8 protein-coding genes and 1 pseudogene are annotated in these 15995 nt (G+C 61.5%); 3 read left to right on the forward strand and 6 right to left on the reverse strand.

What is annotated here, in order from left to right; all coding sequences use genetic code 11:
• The first annotated feature begins 791 nt into the window (after window positions 1–791).
• Genes G6N13_RS20065 through G6N13_RS20075 form a run of 3 tightly spaced genes read left to right on the forward strand, consistent with a single transcriptional unit; the run spans window position 792 to window position 4570 of the window.
• Window positions 792–1514, forward strand: a complete 723-nt coding sequence (locus G6N13_RS20065; protein ID WP_163699781.1) for a TnsA-like heteromeric transposase endonuclease subunit — start codon at window positions 792–794, stop codon at window positions 1512–1514.
• Window positions 1511–3571, forward strand: a complete 2061-nt coding sequence (locus G6N13_RS20070) for a TnsB C-terminal domain-containing protein (protein WP_163699782.1) — start codon at window positions 1511–1513, stop codon at window positions 3569–3571. Before G6N13_RS20065 ends, G6N13_RS20070 begins: the two co-directional genes overlap by 4 nt.
• Window positions 3572–3574: 3 nt before the next feature.
• On the forward strand, window positions 3575–4570 hold the full coding sequence (locus G6N13_RS20075; RefSeq protein WP_220096763.1) for a TniB family NTP-binding protein: 996 nt from the start codon (window positions 3575–3577) through the stop codon (window positions 4568–4570).
• Between the two features lie 1222 nt (window positions 4571–5792).
• Here the strand turns inward: G6N13_RS20075 and G6N13_RS20080 are convergent.
• From G6N13_RS20080 to G6N13_RS20105, 6 genes and pseudogenes are all read right to left on the reverse strand, one after another.
• A complete protein-coding gene (locus G6N13_RS20080) occupies window positions 5793–6200 on the reverse strand; it encodes an integrase core domain-containing protein (RefSeq protein ID WP_163697892.1) in 408 nt (135 codons plus the stop codon).
• A gap of 311 nt (window positions 6201–6511) precedes the next feature.
• Window positions 6512–7742: pseudogene (locus tag G6N13_RS20085) on the reverse strand (IS4 family transposase).
• Window positions 7711–8313 carry an IS3 family transposase gene (locus G6N13_RS20090; RefSeq protein ID WP_163696624.1) on the reverse strand — a complete coding sequence of 201 codons (603 nt, stop codon included), beginning with the start codon at window positions 8311–8313 and terminating at the stop codon, window positions 7711–7713. The pseudogene G6N13_RS20085 and the gene G6N13_RS20090 overlap by 32 nt, the downstream one beginning before the upstream one ends.
• Window positions 8310–8570 (reverse strand): transposase, encoded by a 261-nt coding sequence (locus tag G6N13_RS20095; protein ID WP_407663760.1) that lies wholly within the window; start codon window positions 8568–8570, stop codon window positions 8310–8312. The genes G6N13_RS20090 and G6N13_RS20095 overlap by 4 nt, the downstream gene beginning before the upstream one ends.
• A 417-nt stretch (window positions 8571–8987) precedes the next feature.
• The gene (locus G6N13_RS20100) at window positions 8988–12218 is read right to left on the reverse strand and encodes a sacsin N-terminal ATP-binding-like domain-containing protein (RefSeq protein WP_163699784.1); all 3231 of its coding nucleotides are present in this window, start codon (window positions 12216–12218) and stop codon (window positions 8988–8990) included.
• Window positions 12211–15735 (reverse strand): DEAD/DEAH box helicase, encoded by a 3525-nt coding sequence (locus tag G6N13_RS20105; protein WP_197746810.1) that lies wholly within the window; start codon window positions 15733–15735, stop codon window positions 12211–12213. The genes G6N13_RS20100 and G6N13_RS20105 overlap by 8 nt, the downstream gene beginning before the upstream one ends.
• Between the last annotated feature and the right edge of the window lie 260 nt (window positions 15736–15995).

Here is a 15995-nt window from a genome sequence, read left to right on the forward strand (position 1 = left end):
CATCTGCACTTGATCTTGTGGCTTTTCTTCCTCGATGAATATTAACCGGCCTGGCAGGTGTTTAGTTACACCTTTTTGCTGAGAAACACAGTTCGTGGTTGTTGTCATTGAGCTACATCCGGACTCTGATCTGCAAAGTTCAACCGCTCGCAGCGGTGACACGCTGTGGCACGTTGACATGGAGTAAAGCCGGATTACATTGTCTAACATTCGATATGATCAGGAATTCCGCCTCAGGGTCACGCGATTTGGAGGAGATCCGCATTCAAGTCAGCCGTGAAACAGCTCGGCGTTCGATTTGTCTCATTCAGCATCGCGGGCCATTCCGCCATGGTTGCTGAAACCCTTGTGCGGGTCTGTCATGTTGTGCTGAACTTGCATTCACGAATTCCGTTGGGAAGCGGGCTGTGCGCCCGCTAGGCGCAGCTGGCTCGACCTCTGTATCCAGCGGAAGACGGCCGAATGACGAGTCCAAGAAGGAGGTCGCACCGACCAGAGGATTCCGATTGCGCCTAACTGCAGGGCGCTAAACATCTCCAGATGCTGAAAAAGCCGGGTCGGTAGCCCGGCTTCTTCGGTGCGGCATCGCGCCGCTCTTACTCACTTCGTCCCCCAGGAGGAGACATGTTCATTTCAGCGTGCTCTCTGCACGATGTCAACCCCTTCGTCGATACCGGGCGCGAGACAGCCGCGTCGGCTTCAGGTCCGCATCCACGACGGAAACGCGCATGACCGCACAATCGGCCCCCGGTAAGTCGACCCTGCCGGTGAACGACGCACCGTACACCACCGTGCTCTACGACGACCCTGCGACCGGACGGCGCTTGCGCACCCGTCTCACTCCCGAGATTGCACGAGTTCCCTTTGAGCTATGCCGCCCGATACGAAACTTTCCCGCATACCGCGGGCGTCGTTCCCACCAGGGAAAGTATTGGTTCTCGCGGTCGCAGCGCCATGTCGGTTTCGAGTCGCGGTTCGAAATGACGGCCTTGATGATGCTGGACTTCCGTGGCGACGCAATTGCAGTCAGCTCCAACCCGTTCTGGCTGTTGTGGCCAAAGGGTGTTGCGCCCATGCGCCACGCTCCGGATTTCTTCATCCGCCGATGCGATGGGTCAGCCCAGGTCATCGACGTCAAACCGGCTGACCGGCTCAAAGACAAAGATCGACTTCAGCATGACCGTACCCGCGAGGTATGCAACGAATTAGGCTGGGAATACGAGGAATTCACCAGTATTGATGCCACAATTGAGCGCAATCTACGATTGCTCTGCGGCTACCACCACCAACGGTTCGAGCCGCCGGCCGAGGCGCGTACCGCGATCGTGCGCTGTCTGCAGAAGTCTGGAAACGGTGGTACGCGGTTAGGCGATCTGATTGACGCTGCTTCTTCTGAATGCATACACCTGGGCGAAGATCGCCTGATCTGCGGTATCTACCACTTGGTGTGGAGCGGTGCGATGCACGCCGACCTGACTCGTCCGCTGTCCTGGAACACGGTGATCGCAGCATGATCAATCTTCAAATCGGCGACATCATCGGCTTCCGCAACCAGAGTTGGCATATCCGGGAAAGCGACGGACTGGCGCTGCGTCTCAAGTGTCTCGATGACGGAAGCGACCTCGCCCTGCCCATAGGCATACTGCTCTCCGACGCGTCGTTCGTCGCCCCCGATGCTAGCGGTCCAAGCGTCGCAGATCAGCGGCTGCTTGACCTGGCCACCGTCGAACGTCGGCGCGAAGCTCAATTTTGGTACGACCACATGTGCGAGCTCAAACATGCCGTCGCACTTACAGACCGAGGTACCGAAAATGGCGTTCCGACAACGACTATCCAAACACGGCTCACTGAGAAGCGTGACGAGATTCAACGCTTGGGCAGGAGTGTTTCCATGTCCACCATGTGGAGGAGATGGCAAGGATTCAATCAGGCTGGCCTGCTTGGATGTATCGATCAGCGCGGCATGCCCGGGCGTGTGCGGCTGTCCAAGGTGGATCAACGCGTCCTCATCACGTTGGAAATGGTGAAGCGCCACTATCTGAGTAAGTCAACGCCGACCAAGAAACAGATCATCGAGATCGCTAGAACTCGACTCGCGGACGACGGCGTTCCGGTCCCGTGCAAGTCGTCGATGTACGCGTTGTTGTCCGAGCTGGACCGAGGCGAGCACACCACAGGCGATGCGACCTCGCGTCGTAGCCACGCTAACAGCCCCGACCGAGCGTTTGGGAAGATTGTCGGCCTCTATCCAGGCGAAGAAGTCCAACTGGACTCCACCCCGCTGGATGCGATGGCTGTGTTGGCCGACGGTCAACCTTGCCGGGTTGACCTCGCTGCCGGGATCGACGTAGCAACAGGCACCATCACCGCGGCGATCTTGCGCCCCAACGCTTGCAAGACTGTCGACGCTCTCGAACTATGGGCCAATTCCTCGGTCCCGCAACATGTGCTCCCCGGATGGACGGAGAACATGGCACTGGCGCGGAGCTACCTTTCGGACGCGATGTCCCCCACAGCAGAGTTCGAGAAGGCCCTCGAGAATAAGCCCGTCATAGACGTACGGGGTCTCGTCGTCGATCGCGGAAAGATCTTCGTATCGGCGGCCTTCGATCGGGCAACCGAACTGCGTGGCGTGAATTGTCGCGTTGCGCCGCCATACTCGCCGACCGCGAAGCCCCATATCGAGCGGCTATTCAAGACCATCGGCGACGACTTCGTCCGATGGATCCCTGGATACAAGGGGCGTTCGGTCAGCCATCGCGGCCGAGCACCGGAGAAAGACGCTGTGTGGCCCCTGTTCGTCCTCCAAGCGCTGCTCGACGAGTGGGTCATCACGGTCTACCAGAACCGACCACATGCGGGTCTTCAGCTCACGACTGCCCCTCGGATGAAGCTCTCCCCGAACGCCATCTACCGAGCGATGTCCGCATCCGCCCCCACCCCTGTGCGAACGCTGACCCGTGACGAATGGATCTCCATGCACCCCCATGAGTTTCGACGCATCAACCGCTACGGCATCAACCTCTTCAACCTCGTCTATGACAACGACTCGCCGCGCTTCCATCAGATGCGGCAGGCGAAATCCATGAACTCCAAACAGAAAGGGAAATGGGAGGTGCGATACGACCCGAACAACCTGATGCAGATTTGGGTTCGAGATGAGACGTTGTCCTTCGCCGACGAGGGTGAGCGCACTGTTCAGGACAATGGATGGATCGAATGCCGTTGGGTTCTGGCCAAATACGCCGCCATCCCGTTCGGCATGGACGTACTCAAGGCGGTGCGCCGTGAGCTCGGCGAGAACCCCAGCGACAAGCACGTGCTTGAGCGCACAGAGCAGATCCACCGCCAGTTGCTCGGTGGCCCATCGGAGCCGAAACTCCGGCCACTGACTCGAGCGGAAGCCTCGGCGGGCCGGGCGAACCTTGCACGACAAGAACTCTGCTCCGCCCCTCCCGCCGAAGTGGAGCCGGGACCCACTGCTACCGCCCCGCCCACCGAGCTCGCTGCGCCGGTGCCCGCCGGACGAGTAGAGCCGATGCGCCCCATGCGCTTGTCGGAAGGGTGGTGACCCATGGCCTCACCGACCACTCGGGAAGAGTGGCGCGAGTACTGCACATATGAGCCCACCCCCGACTCTCAGCGTCCTTTGCTGAGCGTGGACGACATCAAAAAGCTCAGCTCCGCGGAACGTTCGGCGTACAACGAACGGCGGATCGACTACCTCAACGAAGAACGAGTGTTTCCCACGCGGGACCTGACCCGAATCTTGGACCACGCACGACGACTGCTTCGAAGGTCGCGGGCCAAGAAGTTCGTGGCCAGGCCCGGTATTAGGGTCTCGGGTGAACCGCGGACCGGTAAGACCACCGACGTCATGGCGGCGGGCAAACGCTTGGACGCCGAAATACGTCGAGCCTGCGGCCGCGAGAACGATCTGTCGTTCCTGCCGGTCGTCTATACAACGATTGCAACTGCCACCACGACCAACAAACTTTGGGTACGCCTCGCCGATTTCGTCGGTGCCAGGGAACTGCGCGGAAGCAACGCCGATGAGCGCCTGGTCGACCTTGCCCGCCTACTCAAGAGTCTTGGCACAAAATTCGTGATCCTTGATGACGTACAGCGACTCAACACCGACCGCGTCGCAGGGGCCGAAGTCGCCGACAATATCAAGACCTTCGCCGAGAACCTCGACGCAACCATGCTCTTCGCCGGCATCTCCCTAGAGACCGCGCCGCTGTTCAGCGGCGAGAACGGCGAGCAATGGCGCAAACGCACGCGACCCGTCAACCTGAGCCATTACGCGCTCGCGAACGAAGCCGATCACCAGGAGTGGGTGCAGCTGGTTGCTGCCCTCGAGCGCATCCTGCCGTTGCCGCTTCACGAACACGGGCTGCTCGAACGCCACTCCGACTACCTTTATCACCGCACGGGCGGCTCGATCGCGTCCCTAAGTGACCTGGTCATCGATGCAGCCACTGACGCCATCGACTTCGGTACTGAAGCAATCACGTTGGATCTGCTCGACTCAATCGCTATTGATGACGTAGACCCTGGGGGACGCTGATGCCGCCTCACACAGAAGCGCAGTATGTTCTTGCAGCAACGCCTGCCTGCCAGATCCGTCAGCGCCTGCCGCTCCCCTCGTCGCCCCTAACCGCGGAGACGCTCGTAAGCTATCTTCGGCGACTTACAGAGCAGAATCTCCTCCGCCCGCGTTGGTTGTCCCAACTCTCACGCCAACCTCACTTCACTCCGAGTCTGTGTGAGCTGACCGGACTGACCGAGCGCAGCCTGGTATCCGCACTTCCGGAACTACGCACTTGGCATGCCCTCGAGCGATGGCCCCACATCGCCGGGCAGGCATCAGTCAGAGCTGGCGTCCGTGCCGCGTGCAACCACTGTGTCGCCGCACGAACCAACAGTGGACCGTCAACAGTTACTGTCTTCGCTAGTCATGAACAGGTGCTCTGTCATATCCACCGAAGGTGGACTGGAAGCTTGGAACTGAAATGCGCTCCGCACGAACAGTTTTCGGTTCGCAGATGTCCCGACATCGCAGTAGCAAATCTCAGACACCAGGGTCTCATCAGACGGTGGGGCCGTGACTCTGCCTTCGCCTGTTTCGCCGCCGCTGTCACATGCTTCAGGACCTGGTCGAGGTGGCCGGCGATAACACGTGCTCCCGACATAAGGCAACGACTCGACCTACTCGGAATCACTGAGGATGCAATACCTTTGAGTCCTCGAGAAGTAGCCGCCTGGTACCCAAACGCAGTCGCCTTAACCGAGACTGTCCTGTCCCTACGACGCGAGATTGCGACGACACGAACGTCGACCGCGGATGTGATCGCACACGGCCTCGCCCTACTGCGCGACGTCGTGCCCGGTCTGTCACCCGGTGGCGCTTCGGATCCCTTCCGTCAAGCAATCCTGGCCGACCTCTACGACCCGCCAGCTGAAGTCGAAATCGCCGCATCGAATCGATACGCAAGTGCATATCCACAACCACAGGAGGGACCATCGTGGCAGCAGTAACGAGAAGGAATGAAATGCCCGCAACGCCAGCCGGTGCAATCGGCACAGAATGGGAAGTGGACCAAGGCATTGCGTCTCGTATCGTCTACAACCGTGACCGTTACGTCGATGGCCGCGCCGTCGGGGTCAGAATTAGCGCCATCCAGTACGAGAACGGTTACTTTGACACCGTCTCCGATCCTCCCCGCGTCTTTCTCGATTGCATTCCTGACTGCGGACTAACTGAGGTTCCCCAGAAAAAGTGGACACGGTTAGCTTGATTGCTGACGTGGCTGTGAGGCGATCTCGAAGTCGATGGGTGAGATCATCCCTAACGAACTGTGTCGCCTTTCATGGTTGTAGAATCTGATGTAATTGTCAAGTCCTGCAGTAAGATTCGCGTACGTGGTGAACGCGTGGCGTTTGTAATACTCATGTTTGACCGTCGACCATAGCGATTCGGCTCCGGCGTTGTCCCAGCAGATCCCGGTCGCTCCCATAGAGCGCAGTAAGCCATGCTCAGAACAAACCTGGGCCATGTCGTGGCTGGTGAATTGACCGCCTCGATCGGCATGCAGGATGGTGCCGGCGACGTTGCCGGCGCGGATGAACACCGCAGCATCGACGGCGGCTTCGACCAGCTCAGTGCGCATGTGGTCGGCCAGCGACCAACCCAACACCCGCCGCGAGTGTTCATCGCGAATCGCACACAGGAAGGCATCCCTTCACCGCAGGTCAAGTACGTGATATCAGAGGTCCACACCGCATCGATACGCCCTTGGTCAAAGACCAATGCCGTTAACTTTGTAGGCGGGTGAGTCGGATGTCGGGTGGCCCTCGGTGTCTGATGTTTTTGTGGTCCAGGGTTTTTCGCGGAAACTTTGTGCCGCTGGCTCGTTTGGTGACGCGGGGGTAGGTGCGGTGCCGTCTGGCCGGGTTGGGTCGCTGGAGGATCTCGGCGACGGCGTGACGCAGGCTGGTGGCGAGTCGGTTAGGGAAAACCCGCCTGCCCGGTGACGTGGCGGCGGACGATGCGCAGGGTGCGGATGAACGACATCCGTAGCGGGTCGAGTCCGTCGGGGTTGGTGGCCTCATACATCAGCGCGCGGATCGCGTAGTGGGTCAACAACAGCGCCCAGATCTCTTGGCGCACCATCTCGGGGCTGTGCGAGCGCAGGACCCGGTAGCTGCCGCGTTGGCGGGTTTCGATCTCGGCGAGGCTGGATTCGAATTCCCAGCGTTGGTGATAGACCGCGGCGAGCTCGGTGGCGGAGGCTAGCTCCGGATCGAGGATGGTGGTGATCAGCCGGATGGGCGATCCGCTGTGGGTCTCGCGGTTGGTGATGTCGTACTCGATGACGCGCACCATGGGGCCTCGAGGACGGCGTGCAGGCCGCGGGCCTCGTGGCGTCGCAGGCGTTGACGTTCGATGGTGGTCAGCAGCACGCTCAGATACGAGCCGTCAGCCAGGTCGGTGACTACGTGCAATTTCAGTGCTGACTGCACCCGCCACAGCAATTCGGCCGGTCGCAGTGGCCTCCTGCCAGAATTCGCGGCTGTAGAACCCGCGGTCGGCAAGCACGAGCATCCCGGGTTCGACACTGGCCAGCAAGGGGCGGGCGAGTTCACGCTCGTCGACGAGGACGCCACCGAGGTGGGCGTCGATCACCGCGTGGGTGCCGCATTCGCCCAGTCCGAGCACCTTGACCTTCGGGTAGGGGGCGTCCAGGCCCTGGCTGACACCGCGACCGAAGGCGTCTTCGTTGTCGGCGGTGTCGGGAACGTCGAGTTGGACGCCGTCGATGGCCATCACCCGCAGATCCCCCAGCCACGCGCCCGGCGTGCCTGCCCCGGCCAGCGGCCGGGCGACCCGCGTAGAGCTCGCGGATCGGTTCGGCACCCAGCCGGGCCCGGGCACAGCGCTGAGGAGGTGGGCAGCTGCCAGTCCTCGTCCCAGGACCGCAGAAACCGCAACCCGTCGACGAGTTTGCGCATTACCTCTTCGTAGGCGTCGTCGAAGAACAACGTCATAGCCAGCACGAAGTAGGCGACCACCCGGGCCGGCAGCAGCCGACGGCGCCGTTCGGTGCGGCCGGTGTCGGCGAGCACCTCGTCGACGAGATCGCGGTGCACCAGCCTGGTCAGCACACCAAGCCGATCCGGTCGGTCAACCGGTCCCTACGACCGCTTTCACCACCGGCACCCTCGTCGACCACACGAATAAGTGTGATGCGTAATCCTTTGCAGCGCAATACTTCTAGGAGCCAATCTGAGGCGCGAAGAACGTGCCGGCCAACACATCACCTTCGCTCGATCGGCACCGTTCACATCCACTGAACACGCTCTACAGCAACAGCTTTCGATCCTAATCCCGCTGACCTGCGACGACGCTAAAGTTAACGGCATTGGGTCAAAGACCCGGCCGACCCGGTCCGGCGGGAACGATGCGGTCGGATCGACAACGGTGGTCTTGACCTTGAACGTGCGCGGGCTGATGCCTTCGACGCCCATCTCGGCCATCACCTTGGCGACGGTGTTCTCCGAGACGGTGACGCCTTCGGCATGCAGATCGGCAGTGATCCGCGGCGACCCGTACGTGCGGCGTGAGGCCTTCCAATGGGACAGGATCTTCACCTCCAGATCCCGGCGCCACTGCTGGTGCGCAGACAGCTCGACCCGGCATTGCCGTGCCGCCCACGCGTAGAAACCGGACCGCGAAACACCCAGCAGCTCGGTGAGTTTCGAGATGTCGTGGTCGGCGCACTCCGCGGCGATGAGCTCGAAACGACTCACCGGTGTTGCTGTGCCGCAAAGTACGCCGATACTTTTTTCAGGAACGCAATATCACGGTCCTTTTCGGCAAGCTCAGCACGTAACCGCACCAACTCCGCGTGCTCGACCGCCGACCGGTCCCCGTCCGGCGGTAGCTCGCGCGCGTCGAGAGCGGCACCGGCCCGAACCCGTTCAGCTACAACCCATTTACGTAACAGATTCTCATGAACGTTCAACTCCCGGGCAACCTCAGTGACCGATCGGCCACCATCAATCACCCGCCGAGCAGCCTCCACTTTGAACTCCGGTGTAAACGACCGACGAGTTCGAGACATCCCGACATCCTTCCAGCAGGACCCTCGGCCCCGCTATCTCAGGTGTCCACTCAAACTGGGGAAGCTCACACGACCTGACAATTTTACAACTAGTTGAACGTGCGCTGGTCAGCGCTCCCCCACACTCTCAGGTTTTCCCGATCGGACAGCGGCCTCAGCTGACACCGAAGATAAAGTCTCACAACATGCTTCATCGACTGACAGAACAGATCGCCCGGGCGCAGCATTCAACAGGACGTCAGACAAAAGCTTCAGCCTGAGGGATGTTCGGTAAGCTTGCCGCCGGCACACCCAGCGGGAAGCGCTCGGGATGATGGATCCCGGAAGGATGGGCATGTTTGCTGAACAGGGGCAACTGAACTAGTCAGCCTCCGGACGCTCGTCCCCGGCGACGCCGAGCGCGGTCTTGATGTCGATCGCGTGCTTGCCGGTGAGGCCAAGTTTGATGCGCTTGCCGTCCAGGACAACGGGGATCTCGACCGGCCCTTGGCCGGTGTCGATGGTCGTGCTGTCGAGTTCGTCGAGGATCGCTTCGTTCTTGGTTCCCCGGGCGTACTTGTAGAGGGCGGCGCAGAGCGGGCATAGGGCTATGGCGTTAGGTGTGTGGACCTGCTTGCGCGCATTTACGAGCCTGACCGCTTCGAAGTACCAGGAGCCGCCCTTAATTTTGAAGGGCAGCGGGTTCCGGCATGCCTGACAGTGCATCTCACCGGCGGGAGTCGTGTACTGCGCTCGTAGGTAAGCCTTCGACTCAGCTGAAGCCTCAGCTTGACCATCGACGACACTACGTTCGCGATTGGATGTGCTGTATTCAGGCGCCGAGACAGCGTCGACTGCCGCCACTGCGGCTCGACGGACGGGATCTTCAGACGGGCCGTCGGGAAATCGCGACATCGCCGCGTGCTCGCGGAGGATCGCTCTTGGGTCTAGCCCGGCCTCCTTCATCTGCTGAAGTAGGTCGAGCGAATCCTCGTCGAACCCCTCCTCGCGGAGGAAATCGGTGACACCCTTCTGCTTCTGTCGCCGTCGCCCAGCGTCGGCTCCAAAGTCGAGCTTGTAGACGAGCGACGTCTGCTGCGGTACCTGCCAGTCGTCGGGTAACTCCTCAACTGAGACCTCGCGCGGAAGTTTGAGATCCCCATCGCGATTGAGGACCCACGGCGTCGAGGTCAAGGTGCGAGCAAGCTGGGACGCCATCTGGTGTCGCTGGACGCTGGCGTTGGCTTGGTAGACAGCAACCGCCTTCAATGCAGGCGCCACGACGACCGCGCTCCACAACGCGCGGAGAAGGTCGTGATCGCCCATCTCGATGATGTCGTCCAAGCGATCGATGTTCCAGTCGGACCGCTGTGCCAGGGAAGACTCACGGTAGCGCCAAGACGTTGAGAAGTCGACGTTCCTCGTGACATTCGCCTTGGTGATCTCGATGCCGGTCTTCGCGCCAAGCGAGCCGACGAAGTCGACGACTCCCTCGACCTCCAGGTAGATGCCTGCCAGCGCATAGGGCTCCGCGTCGTACGCGTATTCGCCGGCTCGGCTGCCACCGTCCCAGAACAGCGGCACTCGGGGATACAACCCGCTGAGACCGGTGTCCTCGAATGGAAGGTCGACGAACGTCTCCAGTGCCGTCACCCACCGCTGACCGCCTCGAGACTGTTCTGCCAAGAACATGGGAACGTCGGCGAGCTTCCCACGGGCGACCGCGGTACCCAGCTTCGCCGCGTAGCGAAGGAAGGCTCGAACGTCTGCCAGGTGTTGGGTCAGCTCGTCGCCATCAGGGATTGCCCGTTCCGGGTCTCGATATGCCTCAAGCCGCTGCTCGGCGCGTGCCGACTCGTCCCAGCGCTTCGTTCCGACTGACTGGTAGAACGCTTTCAGGTTGGCTGACCGGGTGGCGTCCTCGTCGTCTTCGAAGTAGGCGAGGTCGATGGGCACCCGCGATTGGACCGTGTCGCTGCGTCCGGACGGGAGGAACGTGGCAGAACCGCGTACATGATTAACGACATCGCGCTTCCGAACGCGCACGATCGGGACGTCCTCAAGTCCGTAGTAGGGCTTGTGGTGGCGCGCACCGACGCCGATCAGTAGATAGAGACCAAGAAGCGAGTCGTCGGTTTTTGCATCCAGCCAGGCGAACCACGCGTTCGGCGTGACCTTGTCATCGTCGTCGTAGACCTCGTCAGCGTCCTCGAGGATCTCGTCGGCGCTCATAGCCGCACTCAGTGCTTCGCTCAACTCCTCCCAGCCGAACTCAATGGTGTCCAGACCCGCAAGGAACTTGCCAGCACGCCCATCGCGGTGCCGAATCCAACGTGGGGTGACAGCGGACGCGATGCCGGCGAAGTCAAGCAGCGTTGGGAGGTCAGCGGGGTCCAACCAGTTGCGGAACTCGCTCGGGCTCGCCACGAGCGTCCGGGCAGCCGCGAAGCCGGCTCCTGTGCCTCGAACGGGCGTGATCTCTAAGTCGTTGAACGCCTCCGTGATTGCGTCTCGGATTTGGTCGTACAGGCGACCGATCTGGTCATCGTCGTTTGGGAGAGCGTCGAGGAAGCTGTCGTCGATGAGGCCATCCGTGCACATGCCGGGTAGCGCCTCGGCGATCAGCCTCGCGATGTCTCCTACCAGGCGCACGTTGCCCGGGTCGTCCCGCACGCTGTCGCGGGCCACCGTGGAGGCAAAGGGAGCGTGGATGTGGAAACGCAGGCCGGACGACTCCTTGACTGCCGGGAAGTAGATCGACACGTCGCCATCGTTGACGGGGACGATCGATCGCCGAGGTGCAGCGCCCTGACCCTCGGCCTGCTTCGCATTCTTGCTTTGCGAACCATCTGCGGACTCCACCTTGAAAGCCACCGCCACCCTCAATGCGCTGCCAGGCGGTCCATCGACGCTGGTATTGCCGCTCAGCCTGAGCCACTGTGATTCGACGAACTCGTCGCCTACGGACCGCTTAATCGCAACGACCCGTGAGTCGACCGGACGCCGCTCGATAATCCCGACGGTGCCGTCAGGCAGTTCGTAGGTGATAGTGCGGATGTGGTCGAGAAACAGCAAGGTCTTCTCGTCGAGGGTTAAGAGTCCCCGTTCGACTTCTGAGCAAGCCGTTTCGGCCGGCTTGTACTCGCGATCGAAGGGAAAGGTGAACGTCGTCAGCCCGGGCTGAGCCAGCCCGTCGATCGCTGTTGGAACAAAGAGATCATTGATCGCGAACGAATGTGCGCCTGAACGGATCTCGGGACGGCTTGTGTAGGCGAAGACGGCTTTGAAGCCCACGCCGAACTTGCCGATCTGCGTAGAATCGCCTCCCTTGGTCGACTGGCCGATGCTGGTGATCGACTCGATATCGGCAACGGAGAACGGCCGCTTCCCGTCATGGCTGACCGTGAGCCGGTCAGCCTTCAGCGTGAACCCAACCGTCGTTGCGAGGGCGTCCTCCGAGTTCTGGAGAAGTTCATAGATGAAGTGCGCCTTGTCTGGGTAGAGGTCAGACAGAAGTCTCTTCAGACCTTCCTCGAAGTTGTTCTCGCGTGCAGACTCCACGTACCGGAGGCGCTTCTGACGCAGATTCTCGAAGTCGGTGCTCTCAGCCATGAACGACCTCGACCGTTGCCCTGCACAGCACTGACGTTGTGATGTCACTGCGCCGGATGCTGTCTTCGAGGCGCCTGCGGCGCGCCACGAAGTCTTCTTCGAGTGAGCGCAGTTCGGATTCCCGCATGCGACGGATGTTGTCATGCGTCGCCGACAGAATCTGGTCCTCGAGCAACTGCTGGCGGGCTTGGTGGGTGGCGGTTAGCGAGGCGAGCTGGCTGTCGACGTGGACGCGCGTGCGGTCCATGTGTGTCCCTCGCGCGTCCGACCAGGCCGCGTAGTGCTCGTCATCCAGCGAGTCGATCAGCTGCGCTGCCGACACGTCCGAGTCGACGGCGTCCACCAAGGTGCGCTCGAGCTCGTCGGCCAAGCCGCCGGTAGTCGCGGTCACAACGATCTCGAAGTCGTCCCGTGCACCGAGATAGGTCCACGAATGAACCGCGACCGGATAGATGCCTTCTGGTACCGAGGTCGACGGCACCCGGAGGCCAACGGTGCTCTCGGGCGCGAACGTCTCCTCGTGTACGGCTGCGACCCGCACAAGGTCGTGCACGGGCGAGAGGAGCTCGATGTCGCCACTAGAAGCCAGGGCGGCGTCAAAGGTGAACTGTCGCGATTGGTCCGAACCGGATTCGAGCCAGCGCCGCCATTGGGAAGTGCTGTCAGGTGCTGCGGCCAGCAGATCCTCCCGCAACGATGCCCGGATCTCCTTTCCGGGGCGGAAAAGGGCGACAGGACGCTCGAACATCGCTTCGGCCCGCTCGTAGCCGCGGCTGGACAGGTAGCGCTGGACGAGACGAGCAAGCTGCTCGGTAGCAAGCCAGGGACTTGCCGCCTGCTCGACGCCCTCCTCGTCGAGCTTCCTCAACGGGAGCCCGAACAGAGCGCTCTCTCGCTCTTCGAGTTCTGCCTGCTCTTGTATCCGACCGATTCTGTTGTCCGCGAGTTGCTGGAACCGAGCTTCGCGCTCGGCGACAGTCAGCGTGAGGTCCTCTGCGATCTTCCGGATGTCGCGGGTGAGGTCTCCCAGGATGGACTCGCTTCCACCCAGCGCTTGCTTGAACACTCCGATCCGCTCAAGGCATCGCTCGAAGATGACGGCGTCGACCGTGCCACTGACGACCAGATTCTTGATGGCTACGGTTTCGCTCGCCTGTCCGCGTCTGTCGATACGTCCGATGCGTTGTTCGATGCGCATGGGGTTCCACGGGAGGTCGTAGTTCACCAGGGCGTCACAGAACTGGTAGTCGAGACCTTCTGTACCGACCTCGGACGAGAGCAGAACATCGAGGGCCTCTGGGTCGGTCCGGGCCTTCGCGAAGCGCGCACGAAGGTCGCGCCTCTCGTCGTCTGGCACCCCTCCATGCACGAGGCCGACTCGGACTCCCGTGACCGCCAAGTGGTCCACCAGGTACCTGAGCGTGTGCCTGAAGGTGCTGAACACCAGCAGCTTGTTGTTGTCGAGTTCTTGCTTCTCATCTACGTAAGCAAGCAGCCGGTCCAACTTCGGATCCTCGGTCAAGTCGGCGGCCTGCTGAGCAATCTCCCGGATCTCGTCAACGAACCCATCCAGGTCAGAGGTGTCGAGCTCGTCCGCTTCGACGTCGGCCTCGCTCCACTCCTCGGCGCTGAGCTTCCGCCTGAGCAGATCCTCCACGAATGGCGCCAGGCCGTTGAGGCAACTCGCCGCCTGACGCTGGAGAGTGGAGAGAACAAAGTCGAGCGACCTGCCGTGGCCCTTGGCCGTGGAGATACGTCCAGCCAGGTCAAGCAACAAGTCGTGGACCGTCTGCTGCTCTGGAGTGAAGTCGACCTCGAAAGTCTCCGGCTTCCTCGTTGTAAACGATCCGATATCCCGACGCCTCGTGCGGTTGATGAGCCCGGAGAATGTATTAAGAGACTGCGTGAGCCGAAGGGCGCTGACTCGCTTGCGGTCGTCCATCGAATCCTGATCGAGGAGGTCGCGCAGTTCCTGAGCGCGAGGGTCCGTGCGAATGACACGGCTGCCCCATGATGTGGCGAGGGCGGCCTCCAACTCTCGAGCCGACTCCGCTTGCCAACCGTCATCGGCGATTCGAACCGCGCTTTCAACGTTTGCCAGGTGAGCGTTGGGCTCACGCATCAGGTCGAAGGTTTGGTTGTCGACGAACATGTCTGGACGCAGAAGACGCAAGAGCGTGCGCAGATCCTCGCTGCCTGTCTGTATCGGCGTCGCCGAGATCAAAACGGCGGCTTCGGCTGAGTCCAGCAAATGTTTGACGACCCGATGGCTCCAAGTGTCACTGTTGCGAACATGGTGTGCCTCGTCGACGATCACCAAGTCGAACTTGGCCGGCGGAATGAGCGAAGCAAGACTCGTCCTCGGCCGGCGTCCCGAGGTCTCTCCCAAGAGCAGCCGCTCATCGAGCAGGGAGTAGGGAAGGATCGCCTTTCGATACCGCGCGGGCCATCGACCTTCCGCCCGCGTCTCGTCGACGCAGTGCCGCAGGGTGGCGCTGTCGAGGTGGGCGAAGTCCTCGTCAAACCGCTTGAGTTCCGACCGCCACTTATTCTCGACAACGAGCGGCTTGGGGCAGATCACGAGGATCGAGTCGAGCTTCTGGCGCGCCTGCAGTTCCTTGATGATCAGCCCGGCCTCGATGGTCTTGCCGACACCGACATCATCGGCGATCAGGAGCCTTGGCCGGTCCGCGTTGATCAGCTTCATGACCGGGCGATACTGGTATGGCTCGTAGTCAATGCGTCCACTGTTCAACGAATAGAGGCGGCTGACCGACGGGTGCAAGACGTGGGCCGCCGTGAGCCGGGCCTTCATGTCATCCGCCGACAGATGTTCGACGGACTTCGACTCGACCAACTCGACCTGGCTCTCGTAGTAGGTCTGCGTAACGCTGCCGTGGAACACGGTCAAGCGCGTCTGTGACCCGGAATCATCCGCCTGCGTGACTACGCCGGTGAGTTCAGGTCGCGCCTTCAAGCGGATCATTGCTCCAGGTACGAACGAGCTGGACGACGGCCCAGAGGCGGTGGCCGCCTGGGCCGTTGATGGAGCGCCTTCGTTGGTTGGGGGCGCAAGCGCCCCCAACGCGTGGGTCCTTGCCGCCGAAAGCTCACGGGATTCGTCACTGTCTGCGTCAACGGCTTCGGCGAGAAGCGCGAGCGTGTCGATGTCCCTGTAGACGCGCTCCGGGCTCGGCTCTCGACCGGGGGCATCGTGTGAGTGGCGGTTGCGGACACTGGCCGCCTCTTTCAGCCAGTTCCGATCGTCCCACTTGACCAGTCCACGGCGCCTGAACAGATCCCAGTTCTGGTCGACCACTCGGAGCGTGGCAGCGACGTCAAGGTCGTCCAAGGTCGACCACCGCTGCTCGTCGGCCTGCGCTCGCTGCTGATACGAGAGCTTGGCGAGCACGCCTTGGTTCCACCAGTCGGGGCCGAGTGTTGGAAGTTCGCGGCCGAGGAAGCGGCGCAATAGGGTCGCTAGCGTTGTCAGCTGGTCGCGCATGTTGGACGCCATCACGCTTACTTCGCGATCAGCGCCAGCGGGTTCACTAGCTCCCTGTGGTCGAGCACCAGTTGCTTCAATTGCACGAAACTCACGGTGGCAGCCTATTCGGGACGGCCGACGAAGGAGGGACGGTTCGAACGACCGACGCGATCGCGCAGTGGTCCCGCACCGGGGGTGCTCCCGCAAAGAAGTACTCGATCTCAGATTGCACGCGACCCTTCAGCGCCGGCGTTGTCCGGCGCTCTCAAGTCTTCCCGGATTTCATCCGG

It is taken from the genome of Mycolicibacterium sarraceniae (assembly GCF_010731875.1).
GTDB lineage: Bacteria > Actinomycetota > Actinomycetes > Mycobacteriales > Mycobacteriaceae > Mycobacterium > Mycobacterium sarraceniae.